Genomic DNA, 24,087 nt, shown 5'->3' on the forward strand with positions numbered 1-24,087 from the left:
TGCTCGCGCTGATTCTTATTGGGTCAGAAGCACTTTTGGTTCAAATTTTGCGCGTTTGGTGCTGAAAAAAGCCTTCACGTTGCGCACATTCGCGTCGCTGGTGAAAAGCCGTTGCGCCAGCGCCAGGTAGCGCGGCATGTCGGCCACATGCACCACCAGCATGAAGTCCGGCCCCGGTGAGACGCGGTAGCACTGCTGCACTGCTTCGTCCTGCACCACCCGCGCCTCAAACGCCTCCTGCTGCTCGGTGCCTTGACGATCCAGCGTGATTTCGACCAGGGCCGTCAGCCCGTGGCCGGTGAGGGCGGCCAGTTTGTCGGGGCTGAGCAGCGCGATTTCACGTTCCACCAGCCCGGCATCGCGCAGGCGTTTCACGCGGCGCAAGCAGGTCGGCGGCGAGATATGGACGCGTTCGGCCAGCGCCTGATTGCTCAGCGATGCATCGGTTTGCAGGCTGTTCAGTAGCTTTACGTCGATGTCATCAACGAGTATTTGTTCCATTAATGTAATATAAATGAAATTTAATTCTATTCATTGTAATGAATGAAATTTAATTTCATTGAAATGAAAAAATAGATCACATTGGAAAACTGTAAGTACGTAGCATCACCGCATTGATCTTCAGGAGACCTTCATGTGCGGCATTGTTGCTTCCGTTTCGACCCGAAATATCGTTCCCATCCTGGTGCAGGGTTTGCAGCGCCTCGAATACCGCGGTTATGACTCCTGCGGCGTCGCCGTGTACGCCGGCGGCCTGAAGCGCGCTCGCAGCACCTCGCGTGTGGCCGAACTGCAGGAGCAGGTGAGCGCTGACAAACTCGAAGGTGGCACCGGCATTGCGCACACCCGCTGGGCCACCCACGGCGCGCCCGCAGTGCACAACGCCCACCCCCATTTCAGCCACGGCAGCGGCGCGGGCGCCACGGCGCGCGCAGGCAAGGTCGCGTTGGTGCACAACGGCATCATCGAAAACTACGAAGAGCTGCGCACCGGCCTCAAGGCCAAGGGCTATGTCTTCGACAGCCAGACCGACACCGAAGTCATCGTGCATTTGATGGACAGCCTGTACGACGGCGATTTGTTCGAAGCCCTCAAGGCCACCGTCGCGCAACTGCACGGCGCGTATGCGATTGCGGCCTTCTGCAAGGACGAGCCGCACCGCGTCGTCGGCGCGCGCGCCGGCTCGCCGCTGATCCTGGGCGTGGGCAAGGACAAGACCGAAAACTTCCTGGCCAGCGACGCCATGGCCCTGGCCGGCGTGACGGACCAGATCGTCTACCTCGAAGAAGGCGACATGGTCGACATCCAGCTCGGCAAATACTGGGTGCTCAACAAAGAAGGCAAGGCGGTCCAGCGCGAAGTCAAAACCGTGCACGCCCACAGCGGTGCCGCAGAGCTGGGCCCGTATCGCCACTACATGCAAAAAGAAATTTTTGAGCAGCCGCGCGCCATTGCCGACACGCTCGAAGGTGTGGAAGGCATCGTGCCTGAGCTGTTCGGCGACGAGGCTTACCGCGTGTTCAAGGACATCGACTCGGTGCTCATCCTGGCGTGCGGCACCAGCTACTACAGCGGCTGTGCGGCCAAGTACTGGCTCGAGTCGATAGCCGGCATCCCCACACAAGTCGAAGTGGCCAGCGAATACCGCTACCGCACATCGGTACCCAACCCGAAATCACTCGTCGTCACCATCACCCAGAGCGGCGAAACAGCCGACACGCTGGCCGCACTGCGCCACGCGCAAAGCCTGGGCATGACGCAAACCCTCACCATCTGCAATGTGTCAACGTCCGCCATGGTGCGCGAGTGCAAGCTCGCCTACATCACCCGTGCGGGTGTGGAAATTGGAGTGGCTTCCACCAAGGCCTTCACCACGCAACTGGCAGGTCTCTTCCTGCTCACGCTGGCCCTGGCCCAAAGCAAAGGCAAGCTCAGCGACGAAGAAGAAGCCGGCCACTTGAAGGCCATGCGCCATTTGCCCGCCGCCCTGCAAGCCGTGCTGGCGCTGGAGCCGCAAGTCATCAGCTGGGCCGAAGACTTCGCCAAGATGGAGAACGCGCTCTTCCTGGGCCGTGGCCTGCATTACCCCATCGCACTTGAAGGCGCCCTCAAGCTCAAGGAAATCAGCTACATCCACGCAGAGGCCTATCCCGCAGGCGAACTCAAACACGGCCCCCTGGCTTTAGTCACCAGCGAGATGCCCGTCGTCTGCGTCGCACCCAACGACGCCCTGCTCGAAAAACTGAAAAGCAACATGCAGGAAGTCCGCGCCCGCGGCGGCGTCCTTTATGTACTGGCAGACGCAGACAGCCACATCGAAAGCGGCGAAGGCCTGCACGTCATCCGCATGCCCGAACACTACGGCGCGCTCAGCCCACTGCTGCACGTGGTGCCGCTGCAGCTGCTGGCGTATCACACGGCTGTGGCGCGCGGGACGGATGTGGACAAGCCTCGCAATCTTGCAAAGAGCGTGACCGTCGAATGACAGTCACAGTGCGTGTGCGCGCTAATTGCCATTACATTGGGTCAAGTAGCACGCAACTCAACACCGAGTCAGCCTGCGAGCACGAGGCTCGCCACCTGGACAAACCAGCTGACGCCCAATGGCAATACCTCGTCATTGAAGTCGTAGCTGGGATGGTGCAATGAGGGGGTGTCTTCGCGCCCCGGGCCGGGGCCCTGGCCCAGCCACAGGTAGGCGCCGGGCCTGGCTTTCAGCATGAATGCGAAATCCTCTGACGTGAACGCCGCCGAGGGCGCCACTGAAGCCCGCAGGCCCGCGGCTTCTGCGGCGCGCAGGGCCAGCGATGCCTCTTGCGGCGTGTTGATGGTGGCCGAGTAGTAGCGCACGTACTCCACTTCGATCATGGTGCCCGTGGCCTGAGCCACGCCCTGCGCGATCTGCCGGATGGCCGCTTCGATGGTGTCCTGGACGCCGGCGTCGAAGCTGCGCACCGTGCCCGTCAGCTCGACCGCGGAAGGCAGCACGTTGTGCGACTGGCCGCCGCTGATGCGCGTGACCGAGAGCACCGCATTCTCGGTGGGCGGAATGCGGCGCGACGTGATGGTGTGCAGCTGGCTGACCAGCTCGCTCGCGGCAAGCACCGCGTCGGGCGTGCGATGCGGCTGGGCCGCGTGGCCGCCCCGGCCCCGTACCACGATGTCAAAGCGATCCGCCGCCGCCATGATGGCGCCCGGCCGCGTCTGGGCGGTGCCGGCGGGCAGCTCCGGCCAGTTGTGCAGGGCGTAGACCGCATCGCAAGGGAAGCGGTCGAAGAGCCCTTCCTGGACCATCACGCGTGCGCCGCCCCGGCCTTCTTCGGCGGGCTGGAAGATGAAGTTGACGGTGCCGTTGAAGCGGCGGGTGCGTGCCAGCTGGCGTGCCGCGCCCAGCAGCATGGCGGTGTGCCCGTCGTGCCCGCAGCCGTGGTGCACGCCGGGGAACCGGCTGACGTAGGGCCGTTCGCCTTGCTCAAGAATGGGCAGCGCGTCCATGTCGGCACGCAGTCCCACGCTGCGCTGTCCGCTGCCGGCGCGCAGCACACCGACAACACCGGTGCCGCCTATGCCCTCATGCACCTCCAGCCCCAGGTCGCGCAGGGCCGATGCGACGATGCCAGCCGTACGGTGTTCCTTGAACGCAAGCTCCGGGTGCGCGTGCAGGTCGCGCCGCAGCGCCACCAGTTCGGGCAGCAGGTCCGCGATTTCCTGCCTTATGGTCGGGCTCAGCATGCCGTTCGCGCCTGGCCGGCGGTCGTCAGGTACTGCCCCGGTGTCATGCCGAACACGTTCTTGAAATGCCGTGAGAGATGGCTCTGGTCATAAAAGCCCGCCTCGCTCGCCGCGCTGGCGACCGGCATCCCCTGCCGGATCAGTGTTTGGGCGCGTGCTAGGCGGAGCCGGCAGATGTAGCGATGCGGCGAAACCCCCACCTGCTGGCGAAACACAGTGGCGAAGCGCCAGATGCTGAGCCCGGCGAGATCGGCCAGCTCCGACAACGACAGCGCCTGATTGAGGTTCTCGTGGATGTGCCGCTGCACACGCTGGATCGCTGCGGCCGAGCGGGCAGGTGCCGGGATGCGGGAAGGAGGGTTCATGCTCCAAGCGTAGGCCGGCCCCACCGGAGATGGCACCGGAAACGGACTCCGGCGCAGCAGCAAATGTCGAATCGGGTCGGGCTGCAGCAAAAGCTGCGGCCCGGAACCGGCTTCGGAGTCCGCTCAGGCGTGCGGCTGCATCAGCTGCTCGATCGGATAGTAGTTCTTGACGAAAGGCGTCTTGATCACGATATAGCTGAAGTACTTTTCGATGCCGATATTGGCTTCCAGCAAGCCTTCGACGATTTCCTGGTAGTGGTTCACGCCGCGTGTAACGAACTTCAGCAGGTAATCGTAGCCGCCGCTGACCATATGGCACTCGACGATCTCGTCGATGGGCCGGATGCTCATCTCGAACTTGACGAAGTCTTCGCGCTTGTGGTCCTGCAGCGTGACCTCGGTGAACACCAGCAGCGTGTCACCCAGCTTTTCCAGCCGGATCTGCGCGCCATAACCGGCGATATAGCCAGCTTGCTCCAGCCGCTTGACGCGGACCAGGCAGGGGCTAGGCGACAGGCCGACGGCGTCGGCGATCTCAACGTTGGAGGCCCGCCCGTTTTTTTGCAGGTGGCACAGGATTCGCAGGTCGAGGCGGTCAAGCTTGGGATTGCCGGTGGAGGTGTTCATTGTTAACTCCATTTAAGCAAGTTCCACGCCCAAGTCAATCAGGTCAAGCCAGGGCACGCCGCACTTCGGGCTGCTCGAGCACGGTATCCAGCGTGCGGTTCAGCCGTTCGAACATCTGCTCGAACTCCGAGGGCGTGAAGCACAAGGCGGGCGCGAAGCCCAGGATGCCATCGCCGAAAGCGCGGAAGATGAGGCCATTTTCATAGGCCGCTTTGGCGATGCGGTCGGGCAGTTGCAGTGCGGGGTCGAAGCTGGCTTTGGTGTATTTGTCGCTCACCAGTTCCAGCGCGCCGAGCAGCCCGCGTGAGCGCGCGTCGCCCACCAGCGGATGGCGCAGCATGGCGCGCAATCCCGCTTCGAAATGAGACGCGACGCGCTGGCCGTTGGCGAGGATGCCGCCCTCTTCGTAAAGCCGTATGACTTCCAGCGCCACGGCGGCGCTCACCGGGTGTGCGGAGTAGGTGGCGCCGTGGCCCACCACGGCGCCGGCCGGGGTGCCGTCGGCAATGCCGGCGTACACACGCTCGGACATTAGCAACGCACCCATGGGTGCATAGCCAGAGGTCAGCCCCTTGGCGACCGTCATCAGGTCCGGCGACACACCCTCGGCGTCGCAGGCGAACATCGGGCCGGTACGGCCGAAGCCGGTGATCACCTCGTCGGCCACGAACAGGATGTCCAGCTCGCGGCAAGCCTGGTGCATGGCCTTGAGCCAGCCCATGGGCGGCACAATCACGCCGCCCGAACCTTGAATGGGTTCGCAGAAGAAGGCCGCGACGTTTTCCGCGCCCAGCGCGTTGACCTTCTCGCGCAGCGCGGCCACCGAGGCCGCGATCACCGCTTGCGCATCACCGCCCACGGGGCTGCGGTAGGGGTAGGGCGAGGGGATGTAGTGTTGTTCGGGGCGCGGCAGGTCGAAGCCACGGTGGAAGGCGGGCAGGGCCGTCAGGCCGGCGCCGGTGGAAGAAGAGCCGTGGTAGCCGCGCTGCAGCGCGATGAAGTGCTTCTTGCTCGGCCGGCCCGTGGCGTTGTAGTACTGCACGATGAGGCGCACGGCCGCATCAATCGCCTCGGAGCCACCCAGCGTCAGGTACACGTGCTTCAGCCCAGGCGGAGAAATCTCCACGAGCTTGGCGGCCAGGCGGATGGCTGGTTCGCTGGCATAGCTGAAATAACCCGTTGCGTAGGGCAGTTCGCGCATCTGGCGCGCGGCGGCTTCCACGACGCTTTCGTGGCCGTAGCCGATGTTGACGCACCAGAGGCCTGCAAAAGCATCCAGCAGTTCGCGGCCATCGGCGTCGCGCAGCCAGGCGCCCTTGCCGGAGCGCAGCACCGTGGCACCGCGCTGCTCATGGCCGCGCCAGTTGGCCACGGGGTGGATCAGGTGGGCGCGGTCGAGCGCCACAAGCGAATCGAGTGAAAGGGTTTTGGTGGACATCATGGGTACAAGCTTAGGCGTGGGTGCGCAGCGGGTGCTGCGGCTTGCCCCCTTGCGCGCGCACGACCATGCTGTTGTTCGTGCGCGTACGGTAGAAGATTCTGCGGTCAGGCTGCTTGATTCGTATGAGTTCGCGGCCCCGGCCAGCCCCGGGATGGCGGGCTCAGTACCCGCGTGAGCGGTCCACCACGCCTTCGAGCGGCAGGCCGGCCTCATATCGCCGCAGGTTGTCCAGCAGCGCTTCGCCCGCGGTTCCAGCCTGGGTGGCGCTCGCGATGTGGGGTGTCAGCCAGATACGCGGATGGCTCCAGAACGGGTGTCCCTGCGCGGGCGGCTCCGGCTCGCAGACATCCAAAACCGCGGCCGAGAGCCGCCCGCTTTCCAGCGCGGCGAGCAGGTCCGCTTCCACCAGATGGCCGCCGCGCGCCGCGTTGACCACGCAGGCGCCTTCCGGCAGCGCGTCAAACACGCGCTGGCCGAAAATGCCGCGTGTTTCGGGGGTGAGCGGCAGCATGCATACCAGGATGTCGGCGCGGGCCAGGAATTCGTCCAGCTCCGCTTCACCGCTATAGCAGCGCACGCCCGGCTCGTCGCGCCGCGAGCGGTTCCAGCCCGTGCAGTCAAAGCCGAGCAGCCGCAGCTGCACAAGCGCCGCGCGCCCCAGCATGCCCATGCCCATCACGCCTACGCGCCGTGTGGAGGCGGGCCGCACAGGGTGCTCCTTCCATTGGCCCAGGCTTTGCTGCCGCAGGTACATCGGCATCTCCCGATGCAGCGACAACACGGCCCAGCTGACGTATTCACACATGCAGGCCGTCAGTCCCGGCTCCACCATCCTGACCACGGTAAGCCCGGGTGGCAGCGACGCGAAATCAAACTGGTCCACGCCGGCCCCCACCGAGAACAACACCTCCAGGTTGGGTAAGGCTTCGGCGATGCGCGGCGGCGGCTCCCAGGCCGCAAGAAAGCGCACCTGCGCCGGATCCCCGATCTCGGGCCAGGTCTGGAACGGCAACTGCGGCATCCTGCGCGCGAACTGCTCAGCCCACACGGCCCCGCGCTGCGCCGGCCCTTTATAAAGGAAAGTCATCTCAGTTCTCCAGAAGCCGCAACGGCCCGCGATACGTTATAGCCACTGTCTGTGCAAGTGCACGCGCGGAACCGGCTTCGCCGGGCCGCAGAGTGAGCCCCCTGAGGGGGGAGCAGGCTACACGAAGTGAGCCTGAACGGGGGTGGGCCATCAACCCATAGCTTGAGTAACCAGCGCCCAGCCGCCGACCGCCGGGCCTCGTGCCAGCGGGCCGTTGCGCACCATGGTCGTGACCGTGTCCACGCGGGGCAGGCCCTGCGCTTCCAGCCATTCAGGCAGGCCGCTGGCGGCGTCGACATCGATGCGCAGGAACTTGCCGGCAAAGCGGCTGCACCAGTGGCCGATGAGCGCCTGCGCGCTGGTGAGGTCGGGTGCCACGACGGGACCGATGGCATGGCCGCGCCCGAAGCGCCGCACGACGGAAAAACCCACGGCTTCACCGCCGCGTGCCAGCACCACCGTCTCGCCGTCGCCCAGCAGCTGGCGCAGCATCGCATCGCGCGGCATGCCGGCGGCAATGGCATCCAGGGCAACGAGTGTCTTTGCGTCGTTGCGGCCCAGCGGGCGCAGCCGCTCGCCGGGCGCAAGGGCCACCAGTTGCGCCGGCGCGGCCGAACCCTGGTGCTGCCGGACCTCGCCTGTGATCTCGAAGCCCATGCGTTCATACAGGCCGCGACCTTCGGCCGTGGCGTGCAGCAGCACCGTGCGGTCTTGCAGGCCCGACATCACCGCATGCATGAGATGCTGGCCCACACGCTGGCCCTGCATGCGCGGCGACACCATCACGTGGCCTACCGTCGCGTGCTGTTTGCCCCAGGGCCAATGCAGCGCGGTACCTATCAGTTCACCGTCGCGCAGCGCCGCCACGCCCTCTCCATGCGCCAGGCTGAAGCGCCAGTCTTCCAGGCGATGCGGCCACCCGAACTCGCGTGACAGCCCCTGCGCCGCCTCCAGGTCGTCCTCCTTCAGCCGGCGAAGCGTTACGCCGTCGGGCAATGGACGGCCCACTGCCGCAAGCGCGGCCTGTGGAATGGAAACGTGGTCGGGCATGGGGCTTTCCTTCAAAAACGTCAAGGGCGGTTTGGGGAAGATGATGCTCGGCGCAAGGGCCGGCGGCTTGTACGATCTTGGCGCCGGCCGCGGCCGCTGGAAGAACGGCACAAAGCGCCTGGAGGCCGCGGTACTGCGAAGGAATGCTGCGTTCGCGCCGCGCAGAACCGCAACAACTGCGGCGGATGCTGCCTAGGATTGCTCCTATCCGAACCACCGCACCGCCTGAATTACTTCTCCATCCCACCATCCACGAGGCCAACCATGATTTTCCGACCCAAGTACATCTCCTTCGATTGCTACGGCACGCTCATCTACTTTCGCATGCACGAGGTGGCCTACGGCATTGTGGGAGACCAGCTTCCGCCCGAGCGCATGCAGCAGTTCATCAAGGACTTCAGCGCCCTGCGGCTGGATGAGGCCATGGGCGACTGGAAGCCTTACGACCAGGTGCTCAAGTCGGCATGGGCGCGCACCTGCAAGCGCCACGGGGTCGCTTACCGCGACGAGGACGGCCAGAAGTTCTACGACGCGGTGCCCACCTGGGGCCCGCACACCGACGTGCCGTTTTCGCTCACCCGCGTGGGCAACAAGATCCCGCTGGTGATCCTGTCCAACGCCATGAACGAGCAGATCGACGCCAACGTCCGCAAGCTCGAAGCGCCCTTCCACAAGGTGTACACCGCGCAGGACGCCGGCGCCTACAAGCCGCGCCTGCAGGCCTTCGAGTACATGTTCGACCAGCTGGGCTGCTCGCCGGACGACATCCTGCACGTGTCCTCCAGCCCACGCTACGACCTGATGTCGGCCCACGACATGGGCATCAAGAACAAGGTGTTCGTCAACCGCGGCCACGAGCCCAAGCCGAGCGAGTTCTACAGCCATGTGGAAATCCGCGACATCAACGGGCTGCCGGCGCTGGTCGGCCTGTAATCCGGCACACGCCTGACTTTCAGCCTGCCGTCTTCATTCAATCGCAAAGTACCCGATACCCATGAGCAACCTCACTTTCTTCAAACTCGACAACCTGGGTCCCGGCCGCGAGAGCGGCCCCTTGCCCGAGCGCCTGCTCGAGGGCAATCCACGCTTCGCGAACTGGGACGTGGAACAGACGGCCGACGGCAAGCTGCGCACCGGCGTGTGGGAAATCACGCCGGGCACGATCCGCTCAATCAAGGGCGGTGTCTGGGAGTACTGCCACATCCTCTCCGGTGTGTCGGAGCTGATCGAAGACGGCAAGGAACCCATCCGCATCCAGGCCGGCGACAACTTTGTCATGAAGCCGGACTACGTCGGCAAGTGGCGCTGCATCGAGACCACGCGCAAGATCTGGATCATCTACGGCAGCGCATGAGCGCGGCCCAAACTTCCATGCCCAACAATCTCCTCGTCACCTTCAAGCTCGACCAATTGGGCGAGCCGCGCGAATACCGGCCGCCGGCCGATCGTGTCATCGAAGGCGACATCGTGTGCCGCAGCTGGGACGTCGACAGCGCCAAGGACGGCAAGGTCCGCGCCGGCGTGTTCGAATCGACCCCGGGCGTCAACCGCTCCATCAAGGGCGACACCTGGGAGTTCTGCCTGATCCTCTCCGGCGTGGCGGAGATCACCGAGGACGGGCAGGCCCCGGTGACCTACCGGGCCGGCGATTGTTTCATCATGAAGCCCGGCTACACCGGCACCTGGCGCACGCTTGAAACCGTGCGCAAGGTCTGGGTCACGGCATGAGTGAGTCAGCCATGTTCGGGCTCGCGAACCAGTCCTTATTCAAGCAGACAACAATGACCCCGGAGGTGATATGAAACTGACATCCTATTGGCTGGACACATCGGAGCCCTTCAAGGGCGCCACCCCGGGGCCGGTGCAGGGCAGCTGCGACGTGGCGGTGATCGGTGGCGGCCTGACCGGTGCTTCGGCCGCGCTGGCGCTTGCCAGGAAGGGCGCGCGTGTCTTGCTGCTGGAAGCGGACACGATAGGCAACGCGGCATCCGGCCGCAACGGCGGCATGTGCAACAACGGCTTCGCCCAGGACTACGGCATGATGTCGGCCAAACTCGGCAAGGACGTCGCCAACCGGCTCTACCGGGCTTTTGATGCCGGGGTCGATTTGGTCGAACGCCTGGTGGTTGAAGAGAACATCGACTGCAGCTTCGCGCGCGTCGGCAAGATCAAGCTGGCGGCCAAGCCCGAGCACTACGACAAGCTGATGCGCAGCCAGGAGTTGCTGGCCGCCACGGTGGATCCCGATACGCATATGGTGAGCCGCGCGGATCTGGCAGGTGAAGTCGGTTCGGACCGCTACTACGGTGGGCTGGTCTACCGCAAGGGTGCTGGCATGCATGTGGGGCGCTTTGTGCGCGGCCTGGCGGAAGCGGCGGCGCGGCGCGGCGCCGAAATCCACGAGCACTCGCCGATGACGGCCCTGCGGCCTGCGTCTGGCGGCGGCCACATCGTCGAAACGCCAACGGGCCGACTCCATGCCAAGCAGGTTTTCCTGGCGAGCGGAACCTCGCAGACCGGGCCGCTGGGATGGATCCGGCGCAGGATCGTGCCGGTCGGCGCCTTCCTGATCGTCACCGAATCCCTACCGAAAGAGACGCTGGACCGGCTGCTGCCAAAACGCAGGATGGCGGTCGATACCAAGAACCTGGTCAACTACTTCCGCACTACACCCGATAACCGGCTGCTCTTCGGGGGACGCGCTCGCTTTGCCGTCTCCGATCCGGCCTCGGACGAAAAAAGCGGCGCCATCCTGCGCACTGCACTGCACGAGGTGTTTCCCGAACTCCGCGATGCGCGCATCGACTATTGCTGGGGCGGCATGGTCGACATGACCCGTGACCGGCTGCCACGCGCTGGCGAGCGCAACGGCATCTATTACTCCATGGGTTACAGCGGCCACGGCACCCAGATGTCGACACTGATGGGAAGCATCATGGCGGAGGTCATGGACGGGCGCACCGACCTGAACCCCTGGAAAGACTTCACCTGGCCGGCCATCCCGGGCCACTTCGGCCCTCCCTGGTTCCTGCCGCTGGTCGGCGCCTACTACCGCCTCAAGGACAAGCTGTCCTGAAGGCCATTGAGGGTCGCGGCCTTCAGGCCCGGTCCAGCTGCGCCGCGATGAGATGGAGCGGGTGCGTCCGCTTGCCCGATGACTGGCGCAAAACAATCCGGCTCGTGAACTTTCCGATCCCGATATCTTCCTGCAGCAGGCTCTCCATCAGCACCTGGAAATGGGCGACATTCGGTGCAACGATTTTCAGCAGGTAGTCGTAACCGCCGCTGAGGTTGTACCACTCCACGATTTCGCTGTGCCGGTCTACGGCCTGTTCGAACTTTCGGAAGTCGGGAGGCCGATGGCTGCTGATCGTTACCTCGGAAAAAACCACCACACAATTGCCCAGCTTCTCCAGCGCGATGTGGGCGCCGTAACCGCGAATCACGCCGATTTCCTGCAGCCGTTTTGTCCGTACCAGGCACGGGCTCTGGCTGAGGCCGACGGCGTCGGCCAGCTCGACGTTCGAGCAGCGACCCTCGCGCTCGAGGTGCGCGAGGATCTTGAGGTCGAAGCGGTCGAGGGACATGGCAGGGGTCATGGCCGGATGGTAGCGCCGGACGCCGATGGAAGCTAGTGCGCGCCGGCCGTACGCGCTTCGGTGAGGGACTCGTCGAGCGCCTGGATGACCAGTCCGGCCTGGTCCACCGACAACACCAGGGGCGGGCGGATCTTGAGTACGTTGTGTCCCATCGCGCAGGCGCTGATCAGCACGCCCTTGTCGCGCATCCGGTTGACCACCTGACTCGTCAGGCCGCGGTCCGGCGCGCGCGACGCCCGGTCTGAGACCAGTTCGACCCCGACAAACAGGCCGGCACCGCGCACGTCACCGATAGCCTCGTGGCGGGCTGCCAGTGTGGCGATGCCGTCGTGAAGAATCTTGCCCACCTTGGCGGCATGCTGCACCAGACCGTCCCGCTCTATCGTGTCCAGTACCGCCAGTGCCGCCGCGCAGGAAACGGTGTTGCCCGCGAAGGTGTTGAAGTAGCGCGAGCTCTTGCCGAATTCGGCCAGCACGTCGGCGGTCGCCAGCAATCCCGCGATGGGTTGGCCGTTGCCCATCGGTTTGCCCATGGTGACGATGTCGGGCACTACGCCATGGCGCTGGAAACCCCAAAGGTGTTCGCCGGTCCGGCCGAAACCGGGTTGGACTTCGTCGGCAATGAAGAGGCCGCCCGCCCGCTTGATCGCCTCGACCGCGCCCTTCAGGAAGCCTTGCGGTCCGGGAAGGATGCCGTCGCTGGTGAACAGCGAATCGACAATCAGCGCGGCCGGCTGGATGCCGTGGCGCCGCAGGTCGGCGATGGCCGCCTCGACGTCGCGGGTGAAGCGTTCGGACAGGTCGGCGCCCCCGGCGTGGTACTGGCGCGGCGCCGGAACCAGGCGCACATGCTCGCCGAGATTGACACTCATGCCCAGCGAGGGCGAGAACTTGGCCACCGCGTCGGTGATGCCGTGGTAGGCGGTGTCGGTCACGATCATGCCGGTGCCGCCGGTGCGAACCTTCGCGATGCGATAGGCGAGGTCGTTGGCCTCGCTGCCCGTGCAGGTCAGCATCAGGTGGGCCAGGTCGGTGCCCGGCACGCTCGCGAGCAGGCGTTCGGCCAGTTCGAGAATCGTGTCGTGCAGATAGCGCGTGTTGGTCGCCAGCGTCTGCACCTGCCGGCAGATCGCCTCGGTCACCGCCGGATGGCAATGCCCGAGCGAGGTGACGTTGTTGTAGGCGTCGAGGTAGCGGCGTCCCTCGGGGTCGATCAGCCAGGCGCCTTCGCCGCGCACGATGTGCAGCGGCCGTTCATACATGAGGCGGTAGGCCGGGCCGAGCAGGGCGTCGCGGCGCGCGATCATCTGCGCGGTGGCCGGGCCCACGTCGGCGCGGCCGGGGATATAGGCATTGACCATGTTGAGGTCGGTGGTGCTTTTCATTGGGTGGCTCCTGTTTGTACGTATGCGTGGACCCCGGCCAGCAGCCGGTCGCGTGCGGTGTCGCGGGAAAGATCGGCCATCTGGGACAAGCCTTCCCACGCCGCGGGGTTGTGCCGCATGATGTAGGCGCGGTTCTCGGGATAGCGCGCGGCGCGCCATTCCGAAATCAGCGCCGTGATGAGGTGGCGCGTGGCCAGGAGGTCGGCAAGGATCTCCTGTTCGGCGCCGGTCAGCGGCAGCACCGCTTGATACGCGGCCACGAACTGGGCCGGCCCCTCGAAAGGATCAGCGTTGCCGGCCATGTGGAAGGCGGCGGCCGTCGCCACCTCACCGACGAGCGGTGCCTGCACCATGTCGCCGAAGTCGATGATGCCGACGATGCGCGCCTGGTCGTCGGGTGCGACCAGCACGTTGTAGAGGTGGTAGTCGTTGTGGATCACCTGGGACCGCAGCGATGCCAGGCGCGGCAGCACGTGCGTCGTGAAGCGCGTCATGAAGGCCTGGGCCAGCGCGCGTTGCTTGCCTTCTACAAGGCTGTCGAGCTGTGCGCCCAGCCGATGCGCCGTGGCGACGTTCCACAGCAGGTCGTGCCCCGCGCCCGGATGCGCGAAGCCTTGCAGCGCGCGGTTCAAGCCGGCAAGCCCGGCGCCCATGGCGCGCCGCTGGGCGGCGGTGCGCACGGTCTCGCGGATCTGGATGCCGTCCAGGTAGCTCAGCATGCGCACGCGTGTCTGGACGCCCCCGGCTAGCGCGACCGTGTCGTGCGTGTGTCCTTGGAGTGTCCGCACGACGCGCGGCACCGGCTGGTCCGGTGACATGCGGGCGATGTGGTCTAGCGCTGCGATCTGGAAGTCGACGACGGCGGGAGGCTCGGACGGATTGCTGATCTTGAGGACGTAGCGAGAGCCGTCGGCCGTCTCCACCAGGCAGTTCTGGTCACGCTCGCCCGCCAATGGCCGGGTAGAACCCTCGATGCCGTAGACGCGGCGGACCAGGGCCTCCACTGCCGCCGGCGCGAGGGCCGGCACGGTGGTGTTCAGTTCGGTCATAGGCCGAGCAGGCCGGGAAGCAGGCGGACGTCGGTCAAACGGCTGACACCATAGGCGTCGGAAGTCGGCTCATGCCCGCGGTCGATGAAGGCCTTGGCCATGAAACCCAGGTCGGAAGCCGTCATCAGGTCGTAGCGGAAGCTCGACGAGACGTGCATCATCTGGTCGGGCGCGCATCCGAGCTGGTCGAACATGTATTCGAAGGCCTGGAAGCGCGGTTTGTAGGCGCGCGCTTCCTCGGCGGTGTAGACCGCGTGGAACTTCGCCTTCAGGTGGGCGACGCTGGCCGGGATCAAATCGATCATCGAGTTCGAGAGGATCACCAGCGGCACGTGCGGCGCAATCGCCTCCAGAACCTCGACGACGTTCGGGTGCGGTTGCCAGATGGGAATGGCGTCGTACAGCGCCACGGCGTCCGACGGTTGGTAGTCGATGCCGTGGGCCTTGCATGCACGGCGGATCGAATTCTCCACAACCTCGAAGAGGGGCTTCCACTCGCCCAGGACCTCATCGAGGCGATAGGTCCGAAAGCTGTCCAGGAAGGCCGGCATACGGCCGGCCGGAACGCGGTCTTTGAACAGGCCTTTGGCGGTCGGGCCCATCTCGAAGTTGATGAGCGTGCCGTAGCAGTCGAAGCTGATGAATTTGGGTTTGAATGTCATAGAAGGATCCACGCTGTTGGGATGGATATAAGTCTATGAATTCCCCGCCTTCGGAAATGCCGCATTCACGTGCGGTGCAAGTGGAATCCGTTTCAATCCGGGGGCTTGCCGGAACTTTGCTTGGCCCCGGATTGCGGGTGCTTCGCTCTTTTAGAAATCAGCCACTTTGCCCCACATCGATTCCTTGAACCGGGCGGGGTCGAAAGGCTTCGGATCGAAGATCGGTTGTGCCCCCGACACGATGTCGGCGATCAGGTGGCCGGCGCCGGGGCCAATGCCGAAGCCGTGCCCCGAAAAACCCGCGGCCAGGATGAGGCCGGGAACCTGCGGCAGTTCCCCGATGCCCGGCACGCCATCGGGTGTGCTGTCGATGTAGCCCGCCCAGGTGTTGGCGATGCGGGCTTCGCGCAGCGCGGGCAACAGGTCGACGGCACGGCGGTGGATTTCGCGGACACCGGCGGGGTCGGGAGTCGGGTTGAGGATGCGCGCCCGTTCCATGGGGGTGGGGGCGTCCAGCTTCCATCGCGCGCGGGTTTCGTGGCCCCAGCGTATGCCTTCCAGGCCGCCGGGAAACACGTTGCGCCAGCGCTTGGCGAACATCGGGATGAACTGCGGCGCGAAGCGCAGCAGCTGCGGCGTGGGGTCGGCGCGCCCACGGCCGCTGATGGCCAGCACGTAATGGCCGTCGGGGCGCCGGGTGATGGCGACGCGCGGGCTGGTCAGCGCTGCCGGCAGTTGCTGCGCCACCGGCGACAGGCGCACGATGGACTGGCGTATCGTGGCGAGCGGAAACTGCACGCCGAGCTGGTTGCAGAACGAAGACGCCCACGCACCGCCCGCGAGAACCGCGGTGCGGGTCTTGATGGTCCCTGCTTCGGTGACGACGCCGCTGAGCCGGCCGCCCTCCATCTCGATGCCGCGCGCGGCGCAGTTCTGGTGGACGGTGCCGCCGAGCTTCATGAGCGCGGCCGCCACGGCAGGCGCCGCCTTGGCCGGGTCGGCCGTCCCGTCGCTGGGTGAGAAGACGCCGCCCTTCCACGCGCGGCCGGTCGCCTGGCCCCGCTCCGAAGCTTCGCGGCCGCTCAGCATGTGTGTGGTCACGCCGGCGGTCGTGGCGAATTCGCGCCACTTGGCCCAGCCTGCAATCTGGGCTTCGTCATCGCTGAGGTACAACAAGCCGCAGCGCGTGAAGCCGGTGTCTTCGCCGCTGTCGGCGGCAAACTGGTCCCAGAGTTCGAGGCTTTTGGTGGCCATGGGCAGCTCGCGCGCATCGCGGTTCTGCTGGCGGCACCAGCCCCAGTTGCGGCTCGATTGTTCGGCGCCGATGTGGCCTTTTTCGACCAGTGCGACCGACATGCCGCGCTTGGCCAGGTAGTAGGCGGTAAAGACACCGATGATCCCGCCGCCGATCACGACGACATCGGCGCTGGCTGGCGGGGTGCTGGAAGTCTCGAGGAGGCGCAGGGGCTGGGACATGGATGGATTCTGGTCGTTGTTGGATGTCTGCATTTTTTGCACCAAGGCCGCGCTCATGCCGGCTGCTCCTGCCCGAAACCAAGAATTGCCTTGGTTTCCAGGTACTCCTCAAGGCCTTCGATGCCGTATTCGCGGCCATTGCCCGAGCGCTTGTAGCCGCCAAAGGGGGCATGGGGGCTCCAGGCCGGGTAGTTGATGTGCACCTGCCCCGAGCGGATGCGCGCCGCAACCGCACGCGCCGCGGGGAGGTCCTGGCCCTGCACGTGCGCGCCCAGGCCGTAGACCGTGTCGTTGGCGATCTCTACCGCCTCATCCACGCTGTCGTAGGCGATGATCACAAGCACCGGCCCGAAGATTTCTTCCTGCGCGATCTGCATTTGGGAGTTCACGCCGGAGAAGATGGTCGGGCGGCAATAGAAGCCGCGTTCCAGGCCCTCAGGCCGGCCGGGGCCGCCGCAAATGAGGCGCGCACCCTCGGCAATCCCGGTGGCAATCATTTCCTGCACCCGGTTGAACTGCGCGCGGTTGGCCACCGGGCCGTGCGTGGTCTGCGGCGAGAGCGGATCGCCCACGACAAAGCTCAAGGCCGCTTCGAGCACGATCCGCTCAACCTCCTGCAGGCGCTCGCGTGGCACGATCATGCGGGTCGGCGCGCTGCAAGACTGGCCGACGTTGCGAAAGGCGGCCGCCACGCCCGCCGGTACGGCGCGAGCCAGGTCCGCGTCCGGCAGGATCACGTTGGGCGATTTGCCGCCGAGCTCCTGGGCCACACGTTTGACCGTCGGGGCCGCCGCCTGGGCCACCAGCACGCCGGCCCGGGTCGAGCCGGTGATCGAGATCATGTCCACGTCTGGATGCGCCGACAGCGCGGCGCCGACCTCGGGCCCATTGCCGCTCACCAGGTTGAACACACCCGGCGGGATGCCGGCGTCGTGCACCACCTCGGCAAACAGCAAGGCGCTCAGCGGCGACAGCTCGCTGGGTTTGAGGACCACGGTGCATCCGGCGGCCAGGGCGGGGCCGACCTTGGCGGTGATCTGGTAGAGCGGCCAGTTCCAGGGCGTGATCAGGCCGCACACGCCAATGGCCTCGCGCTGGATAGTCACGCCCTCCCGGTGGGAGAGGAAGGGATAGCTGGCCAGGTTGTCACGGGCCACGCGGATGTGCTCGGCTGCGACCGGCACCTGTGTGCTGCGCGCAAAGCCGATGGCGGCGCCCATCTCCAGCGAGATCGCCTGGGCGAAGAGTTCGGCCCGTTCGAGGATCAAGGTGTGGATGCGGCCGAGCAGCAAGGCCCGGCTTTCGGCGGAGCTGGTGGACCAGGTGGCAAAGGCGCTGCGGGCGGCGACCACAGCCGTCGCGACGTCTTCAGAGGTTCCCAAGGCGATCTGTGCGATGGGCTCCTCGGTCGACGGGTTGATGACGCTAGCCCGGGCTTGCCCTGCGGGCAGGACCCACTCGCCGTCTATGAACAGGCGATCCAGCCGGCCGGCGGCTTTGAGCTGCTCAACAAGGGAGACGTTCATGGGCGCATATCCTTTGCCGCGGCGCGGTTGATTCCGCGCTGCACCGCGGGGAAATTGCCCTTGCGGAACCCCCGCATTGTGTCGTCATATTCCATGCTTTCCCTCTCAAAAGAATCGAAGTCATGGTACGCCCTTGACCGGAATTGATCTGCCGTTTAAGCGTGGGCATTCGGCATGAACGGTGCGCAAGCGGCGCACAACCGCAGCATCTGCGGCGGTGCTTCAATAGCATTCATTGCATGGCGCCGGCGAACCGGCACAGGCTTTGCACCACCCCCTCCAGGAGGACGCTTTCATGAGCTCTCGTCCCAAGTCCACCGGCTTCGATTGCCGCGGCACGCTGACTGGTTTTGCCATGCGCCGGGTAGCCCGCACGCGCCGCGGCATCGCAAGGGCGGGCTGCCTGAGCCGGACAGCAAGCCATCGGGGGCGCGCCGCACACCATGCCGCCGGCTATCCGCAAAACCGCAGTTTTAACCAAGCGCCCCGGCGTGATCGAGGTATATCCCCGGTCGGCAGGTGCTCCAATGCCTTTACCCCACCCACGAGATGACTAGGAGAAAACCATGGCAGATAACAAGCAGCTGAACGGCCTCATCGGCCCCGAAGAGAGCACACGCATCCTGGGTGCGTTGCAGCGCGGCGCGAGCCGGCGCGATGTATTGGCCATGTTGACGGCCGGCGGCATGCAGGCGGCCCTGGCCGGCAGCATTGCGGGCCTTGCCGCGAATGCACAGGCGCAAACGCCAACGCCGCGCAAGGGCGGCCGCATCAAGGTGGCGGGCGCGGTCTCCTCCGTGAGCGACACGCTGGACCCGGCCAAGCAGGCCAACCAGGCCGACTACGCCCGCGGCTTCACTTTCTACAACGGGCTGACCTGGCTGGACAGCAGCCTCACGCCCCAGCCCTCGCTGGCCGAGGAGTTCACCACCAAGGATGCCAAGACCTGGATCTTCAAGCTGCGCAAGGGCGTGACCTTCCACGACGGCAAACCGCTCGCGCCGGCCGACGTGGTGTTCTCCATGATGCGCCACAAGAACCCGGCCACCGGCTCCAAAGCCAAGGTGCTGGCCGACCAGATCGAAGACGTGACGGCCTCCGGCCCCAATGAAGTCACCATCCGCCTGGTGGCCCCCAACGCCGACCTGCCGGCCATCCTGGGCACCTACCACTTCCACATCATCAAGGACGGCACGACCGACTTCAACGCCGGTATCGGCACGGGCCCCTACAAGGTCAAGGAGTTCAAGCCCGGCGTGCGTTCCATCGGCGTGCGCAACGAGAGCTACTGGAAGCCCGGCCGCCCCTACCTGGACGAGATCGAGTACGTGGGCATCAGCGACGAGTCGGCGCGCGTCAACGCGCTGCTGGCGGGTGAGCTGGACCTGATCGGCACGGTCAACCCGCGCTCGATCGACCGCGTCAACGCCAGCGGCAAGGCCGCCATCTTCGAGACCAAGGGCGTTTCGTATACCGACCTGATCATGCGGCGCGACAGCGGCCCGGGCGCCAACCCGGACTTCGTGATGGCCATGAAGCTGCTGTTCAACCGCGAACAGATGCTCAAGTCCATCCAGCTGGGCCGCGGCGTTGTGGCCAACGACCAGCCCATCGCGCCGGGCAACCGCTTCTTCTTCAAGGGCCTGCCGCAGCGCCCCTACGACGCCGACAAGGCCAAGTGGCACCTGAAGAAGGCCAACCTGGGCAGCGCCGCCATCCCGATGGTGGCCTCGTCCGCGGCCACCAGCTCGGTGGAGATGGCGCTGGTGCTGCAGCATGCGGCGCGGCAAGCCGGCCTGAACCTGGATGTGCGCAATATGCCGGCCGACGGTTACTGGTCGCAGCACTGGATGAAACACCCGATCAATTTCGGCAACGTCAATACGCGCCCCACGGCCGACCTGGCCCTGACGCTGTTCTTCAAGTCCGATGCGCCCTGGAACGAAGCGGGCTGGAAGAGCGAGAAGTTTGACCAGCTGCTGGTGGGCGCGCGCGCCGAAACCGACACGGCCAAGCGGACCCAGATGTACGCCGACATGCAGACGCTGATCAACCAGGACGGCGGCATCGGTATCCCGATGTTCCTCTCCAGCCTGGACGGCCACAACAAGAAGCTCAAAGGCCTGCAGGTGAACCCGCTGGGTGGGATGATGGGCTACGGCTTTGCCGAACACGTGTGGCTGGAAGGATGACTCCCCCCCGAAGCGCCTTCGGCGCCTCCCCCCTAGGGGGGCGCCCTCTGCGGCCCGGCAAAGCCGGTTCCGCGCCGGCACTTGAATGGAAGAGCCTCGTATGAATCTCACTATCCTGAAACTGGTCGGCGGCCGCATACTCGCCGGGCTCGGCTCACTGCTGGCGGTGTCGGTGGTGGTGTTCGCCATCACCTCCGTGCTGCCGGGCGACGCGGCCGAAGAGAAGCTGGGGCAGGACGCTACGCCCGAGGCGGTGAAGGCCTTGCGCACCGAGATGGGCCTGGACCGAAGCCCGGTGCTGCGCTACTTCGACTGGCTGGGCGGCATGGCCAAGGGCGACGCGGGCAAGTCCGTGGTCACCGGCATGCCGGTGGGTGAGGCCATCGCCAGCCGCCTGCCCGCTTCGCTGCAGCTGGCCGCGGTGACGACGGTGTTTTCCGTCCCGCTTGCCCTCGGCCTGGGCATTTTGTGCGCCTTGCGGCGCGGCTCGGCTTTCGACCGTTTCACCAGCATGGCGACAGTGGCCGTCGTGTCGGTGCCGGAATTCCTGGTGGCCACGCTGGCAGTGCTGGTGTTCGCGGTGCAACTGAAATGGCTGCCAGCGCTGTCGTACGCGGTCGACGTTTCGTCGCCAGGCGAGATGCTGCGCTCTTTCGCGTTGCCGGTGCTCAGCCTGGGCAGCGTGATCGTGGCCCAGATGCTGCGCATGACGCGCGCGGCCGTCATCGACCAACTGGCCGCGGCCTATATCGAGATGGTGCGGCTCAAAGGCGCCAGCGCCGCGCGCACCGTGCTGTTCCACGCGCTGCCGAATGCCATCGGCCCGATCGCCAACGCAGTGGCGCTGAGCCTTTCTTACCTGCTTGGCGGCGTGATCATCGTCGAGGTGATCTTCAATTACCCGGGCATCGCCAAGCTCATGGTGGACGCCGTCGCGCAGCGGGACATGCCACTGGTGCAGGCCTGCGCCATGATCTTCTGCTCGGCCTACCTTGTCCTGGTGATGCTCGCCGACGTGTGCGGCATCGTCGCCAATCCCCGATTGAGGCATCAATGAGCACCGCAGCGCGCCGCGCGGAGATTTTCCTATGACTATTGCAACACTTGCTTCTTCGACGGCCGTTACCCGGCGCCGCGCCTGGCTCGTAGGCTGGTCGCGCGCCGGCAAACTCGGGCTGGCCGTACTGGCCTTCTGGGTGGCCGTGGGGATCTTCGCCTGCTTCGTGCCTGACAGCGCGCTTGGCGAGATGTCCGACGCCGGCGTGTTCCAGGACATGAGCGCGCAGCATTGGCTCGGCACTGACTACCTGGGCCGCGACATGCTCACGCGCATCGTTGTCGGCACACCGTACACCATCGGTGTGGCCTTTGTCGCAACGCTGATTGCCTGCGGCGTGGGCGCGGTTCTCGGGCTGCTGGCCGCCGTGGCGGGTGGCGCGGTCGATGCTGTGCTCAGCCGCGTGCTGGACACGCTGGTGTCCATCCCGAGCAAGATGTTCGCGCTGGTGGTGATCGCCGGTTTCGGCTCTTCGGTTCCGCTGCTGATTGCGGTGACGGCCGTCGTCTACGCGCCGGGCGCCTACCGCATCATCCGTTCGCTGGCCGTGAACATCAACGCCATGGACTACGTGCTGGTGGCGCGTGCCCGCGGCGAACGCCGGGCCTACATCATGCGCCGCGAGATCCTGCCCAACATCACCGGCCCGTTGCTGGCCGACATGGGCCTGCGCTTTGTCTACGCCCTGCGCTTGCTGGCGAGCCTGAGCTTCCTGGGCCTGGGCGTGCAGCCGCCGATGGCTGACTGGGGCTCCCTGGTGCGCGAGAACCTCGGTGCCTTGCCGCTGGGTGGCGTGTCCGTGCTCGCCCCAGCCTTCGCGATCGCCGCGCTGACCATCGCGGTCAACCTGGTGATCGACAACCTGCCGGGCCATACCGACGCTGACCGGGAGAAACATTAATGGGTGCCACTGTCCTCGTGAATGACTTGCGCGTCGTGGCGCAAGCCGCCGGCGGCGATACAGAGATCGTCAAAGGCGTTTCCTTCAGCATCGAGCCCGGCGAGGTGCTGGCGCTGATCGGTGAGTCCGGCTCGGGCAAGACCACCATAGGCCTGGCGCTCATGGGCTATGCGCGGCACGGCTGCCGCATCTCCGGAGGCAGCGTGCGTATCGGCGATACCGATGTGCTGGGCCTGTCTGAATCAGAACGGCGCCGCCTGCGCGGCCGCCGTGTCTCTTACATCGCGCAGAGCGCGGCCGCTTCCTTCAATCCGTCGCGCACCATCATGGACCAGGTGGTCGAAACCGCCCACATCCATTCCCTGATGCCGCGCTCCGAGGCCGAGAAAAAAGCCGTGACGCTGTTCCGCGAGCTGGCACTACCGCAGCCCGACAGCATCGGCCAGCGTTACCCGCACCAGGTTTCGGGCGGGCAGTTGCAGCGCCTGATGGCCGCGATGGCGCTGATGAGCGACCCGGACCTGGTGATCTTCGACGAGCCCACCACGGCGCTGGACGTCACCACCCAGATCGAGGTGTTGCACGCCTTCCGCCGCGTGGTGCGCGAGCGTCAGACCACGGCGGTCTACGTCACGCACGACCTGGCGGTGGTGGCCCAGATGGCCGGCCGCATCCTGGTGCTGCGCGACGGCGCCGAGCGCGAGATCGGCACCACGGCGCAGATCATCAACACGCCGAAGGACGACTACACGCGCAGCCTGATCGCCGCGGCCAATCCCAAGGCGCGCAGCGGCGAGACGGTGGCCGAAGGCGCTACGCCGCTGCTGCAGGTGCGCAATCTGGTCGCCGGCTATGGGCCCCTGGACAAGCACGGCCGGCCCGCCTCACCGGTGCTCGACGATGTGAGCCTGACCCTGTACCGCGGCCAGGCGATCGGCGTCATCGGCGAGTCCGGCTCCGGCAAGACCACGCTGGCCCGTGCCGTCGCTGGCCTGATCGGCCCCGCCCGCGGCCAGATCATGTTCGACGGCAAGCCGCTGCCACGCCTGGTGTCGCAGCGCTCGCCCGAGGAGCTGCGCCGCATCCAGATCGTGTTCCAGATGGCGGATACGGCGCTCAATCCTGCGCACACCATTTCCGACATCCTCGCGCGGCCGCTGCAGCTGTACCGCGGCTTGAAGGGCGAGGCCCTGAACAAACGCATCGCGCAGCTGCTCGACCTCGTGCAACTGCCGCAGGCCTGTGCCCGGCGCCTGCCTGCGGGGCTTTCCGGCGGGCAGAAGCAGCGCGTCAACCTGGCGCGCGCGCTGGCCGCCGACCCCGACCTGATCTTGTGCGACGAAGTCACCTCGGCGCTGGACACGGTCGTGGGCGCCGCCATCCTGGACCTGCTGGCTCAGCTGCGCAAGGAGCTCGGGGTCTCGTACATGTTCATCAGCCACGACATGAACACCGTGCGCGCGGTGTGCGACGAGATCGTGGTGCTGTACGCCGGCCAAAAGGTGGAGTCGCTGACCCGGTCGGCTTTCGCGCATGCGCCGCGTCATCCGTATTTCCATTTGCTGGCCAATTCCGTCCCTGAGTTGCGCCCGGGATGGCTCGATGAAGTCGGAGCGGCGCAGCGCGCGGCCCTGCCGCTGGTGCAGGCGCCTGTCGACCGCGCGGGCATCTGCAGCTTCCTGGACCGTTGCCCCCTGCGCGTGGCCGGCGTGTGCGACAGCAAGACGCCGCCGCGGCACGAACTCGAAGGCGGCGTGGAGGTCTTCTGCCACCGCAGCGCCGACGAATTGCTGCAACTGCAGCAGACCCAGGCGCTGCCGCGTGAATGCACGGCCTGATCCGCACTGCCGACCTTGAGAGCGCCGCGTGCATATCGAGATCGGCGTCCTTGGGTGCCATCGGGAATTTTTTCGTTGAACTGAACTGAACTGAACAGAT

The 24,087-nt window shown here is 65.8% G+C and carries 23 protein-coding genes; 10 read left to right on the forward strand and 13 right to left on the reverse strand.

Annotated elements, in window-relative coordinates; all coding sequences use genetic code 11:
- Positions 1–15: 15 nt before the first annotated feature.
- Positions 16–501 (reverse strand): Lrp/AsnC family transcriptional regulator, encoded by a 486-nt coding sequence (locus tag ACXJKE_RS20795; protein WP_457282490.1) that lies wholly within the window; start codon positions 499–501, stop codon positions 16–18.
- A 133-nt stretch (positions 502–634) separates the two neighbouring features.
- Between ACXJKE_RS20795 and glmS the strand changes: the two genes are divergently transcribed.
- On the forward strand, positions 635–2,485 hold the full coding sequence (gene glmS / locus ACXJKE_RS20800; RefSeq protein ID WP_457282491.1) for a glutamine--fructose-6-phosphate transaminase (isomerizing): 1,851 nt from the start codon (positions 635–637) through the stop codon (positions 2,483–2,485).
- Between the two features lie 68 nt (positions 2,486–2,553).
- Here the strand turns inward: glmS and ACXJKE_RS20805 are convergent, their stop codons facing one another.
- From ACXJKE_RS20805 to ACXJKE_RS20830, 6 genes are all read right to left on the reverse strand, one after another.
- Complete coding sequence (locus ACXJKE_RS20805; protein ID WP_457282492.1) at positions 2,554–3,732, reverse strand: M20 aminoacylase family protein; 1,179 nt, start codon at positions 3,730–3,732, stop codon at positions 2,554–2,556.
- The gene (locus tag ACXJKE_RS20810; protein ID WP_457282493.1) at positions 3,726–4,097 is read right to left on the reverse strand and encodes a helix-turn-helix domain-containing protein; all 372 of its coding nucleotides are present in this window, start codon (positions 4,095–4,097) and stop codon (positions 3,726–3,728) included. The genes ACXJKE_RS20805 and ACXJKE_RS20810 overlap by 7 nt, the downstream gene beginning before the upstream one ends.
- Positions 4,098–4,220: 123 nt before the next feature.
- On the reverse strand, positions 4,221–4,724 hold the full coding sequence (locus tag ACXJKE_RS20815; RefSeq protein ID WP_457282494.1) for an Lrp/AsnC family transcriptional regulator: 504 nt from the start codon (positions 4,722–4,724) through the stop codon (positions 4,221–4,223).
- A gap of 43 nt (positions 4,725–4,767) precedes the next feature.
- Entirely contained in the window at positions 4,768–6,165 is a 1,398-nt protein-coding gene (locus tag ACXJKE_RS20820; protein WP_457282495.1) for an aminotransferase class III-fold pyridoxal phosphate-dependent enzyme, read from the reverse strand.
- Positions 6,166–6,325: 160 nt separating this feature from the next.
- Positions 6,326–7,252 (reverse strand): 2-hydroxyacid dehydrogenase, encoded by a 927-nt coding sequence (locus ACXJKE_RS20825; protein WP_457282496.1) that lies wholly within the window; start codon positions 7,250–7,252, stop codon positions 6,326–6,328.
- Between the two features lie 150 nt (positions 7,253–7,402).
- Positions 7,403–8,302: a GNAT family N-acetyltransferase gene (locus ACXJKE_RS20830; protein WP_457282497.1), complete on the reverse strand. Its 900-nt coding sequence runs from the start codon at positions 8,300–8,302 to the stop codon at positions 7,403–7,405.
- Between ACXJKE_RS20830 and ACXJKE_RS20835 the strand changes: the two genes are divergently transcribed.
- The 5 genes from ACXJKE_RS20835 (at position 8,301) to ACXJKE_RS20855 (ending at position 11,378) form a co-directional block, all read left to right on the forward strand.
- Positions 8,301–8,498, forward strand: coding sequence for a hypothetical protein (locus tag ACXJKE_RS20835; RefSeq protein WP_457282498.1), 198 nt, complete (start codon positions 8,301–8,303; stop codon positions 8,496–8,498). The genes ACXJKE_RS20830 and ACXJKE_RS20835 overlap by 2 nt on opposite strands.
- Before the next feature lie 68 nt (positions 8,499–8,566).
- Positions 8,567–9,235, forward strand: a complete 669-nt coding sequence (locus ACXJKE_RS20840) for a haloacid dehalogenase type II (RefSeq protein ID WP_431095011.1) — start codon at positions 8,567–8,569, stop codon at positions 9,233–9,235.
- Positions 9,236–9,296: 61 nt separating this feature from the next.
- Complete coding sequence (locus ACXJKE_RS20845) at positions 9,297–9,656, forward strand: cupin domain-containing protein (protein ID WP_457282499.1); 360 nt, start codon at positions 9,297–9,299, stop codon at positions 9,654–9,656.
- Complete coding sequence (locus tag ACXJKE_RS20850) at positions 9,653–10,030, forward strand: cupin domain-containing protein (protein WP_457282500.1); 378 nt, start codon at positions 9,653–9,655, stop codon at positions 10,028–10,030. Before ACXJKE_RS20845 ends, ACXJKE_RS20850 begins: the two co-directional genes overlap by 4 nt.
- 70 nt (positions 10,031–10,100) lie before the next feature.
- The gene (locus tag ACXJKE_RS20855) at positions 10,101–11,378 is read left to right on the forward strand and encodes an NAD(P)/FAD-dependent oxidoreductase (protein WP_457282501.1); all 1,278 of its coding nucleotides are present in this window, start codon (positions 10,101–10,103) and stop codon (positions 11,376–11,378) included.
- 22 nt (positions 11,379–11,400) lie between these two features.
- Here the strand turns inward: ACXJKE_RS20855 and ACXJKE_RS20860 are convergent, their stop codons facing one another.
- The 6 genes from ACXJKE_RS20860 to ACXJKE_RS20885 form a co-directional block, all read right to left on the reverse strand.
- Entirely contained in the window at positions 11,401–11,889 is a 489-nt protein-coding gene (locus tag ACXJKE_RS20860) for an Lrp/AsnC family transcriptional regulator (protein WP_457282502.1), read from the reverse strand.
- A 44-nt stretch (positions 11,890–11,933) separates the two neighbouring features.
- The gene (locus tag ACXJKE_RS20865; protein WP_457282503.1) at positions 11,934–13,286 is read right to left on the reverse strand and encodes an aspartate aminotransferase family protein; all 1,353 of its coding nucleotides are present in this window, start codon (positions 13,284–13,286) and stop codon (positions 11,934–11,936) included.
- Complete coding sequence (locus ACXJKE_RS20870; protein WP_457282504.1) at positions 13,283–14,335, reverse strand: phosphotransferase; 1,053 nt, start codon at positions 14,333–14,335, stop codon at positions 13,283–13,285. The genes ACXJKE_RS20865 and ACXJKE_RS20870 overlap by 4 nt, the downstream gene beginning before the upstream one ends.
- Positions 14,332–14,997: a haloacid dehalogenase type II gene (locus tag ACXJKE_RS20875; protein ID WP_457282505.1), complete on the reverse strand. Its 666-nt coding sequence runs from the start codon at positions 14,995–14,997 to the stop codon at positions 14,332–14,334. The genes ACXJKE_RS20870 and ACXJKE_RS20875 overlap by 4 nt, the downstream gene beginning before the upstream one ends.
- Before the next feature lie 150 nt (positions 14,998–15,147).
- On the reverse strand, positions 15,148–16,473 hold the full coding sequence (locus ACXJKE_RS20880) for an NAD(P)/FAD-dependent oxidoreductase (RefSeq protein WP_457282619.1): 1,326 nt from the start codon (positions 16,471–16,473) through the stop codon (positions 15,148–15,150).
- A gap of 53 nt (positions 16,474–16,526) precedes the next feature.
- The gene (locus ACXJKE_RS20885) at positions 16,527–17,999 is read right to left on the reverse strand and encodes an aldehyde dehydrogenase family protein (protein ID WP_457282506.1); all 1,473 of its coding nucleotides are present in this window, start codon (positions 17,997–17,999) and stop codon (positions 16,527–16,529) included.
- Positions 18,000–18,565: 566 nt separating this feature from the next.
- On the opposite strand from ACXJKE_RS20885, the gene ACXJKE_RS20890 reads away from it, so the two are divergent.
- From ACXJKE_RS20890 to ACXJKE_RS20905, 4 genes are all read left to right on the forward strand, one after another.
- Complete coding sequence (locus ACXJKE_RS20890) at positions 18,566–20,191, forward strand: ABC transporter substrate-binding protein (protein WP_457282507.1); 1,626 nt, start codon at positions 18,566–18,568, stop codon at positions 20,189–20,191.
- Positions 20,192–20,291: 100 nt separating this feature from the next.
- Positions 20,292–21,248, forward strand: a complete 957-nt coding sequence (locus tag ACXJKE_RS20895) for an ABC transporter permease (RefSeq protein ID WP_457282508.1) — start codon at positions 20,292–20,294, stop codon at positions 21,246–21,248.
- A gap of 31 nt (positions 21,249–21,279) precedes the next feature.
- On the forward strand, positions 21,280–22,149 hold the full coding sequence (locus ACXJKE_RS20900; protein ID WP_457282509.1) for an ABC transporter permease: 870 nt from the start codon (positions 21,280–21,282) through the stop codon (positions 22,147–22,149).
- A complete protein-coding gene (locus ACXJKE_RS20905) occupies positions 22,149–23,987 on the forward strand; it encodes an ABC transporter ATP-binding protein (protein WP_457282510.1) in 1,839 nt (612 codons plus the stop codon). The genes ACXJKE_RS20900 and ACXJKE_RS20905 overlap by 1 nt, the downstream gene beginning before the upstream one ends.
- Positions 23,988–24,087: the final 100 nt, after the last annotated feature.

Source organism: Polaromonas sp. P5_D5 (genome assembly GCF_054049435.1).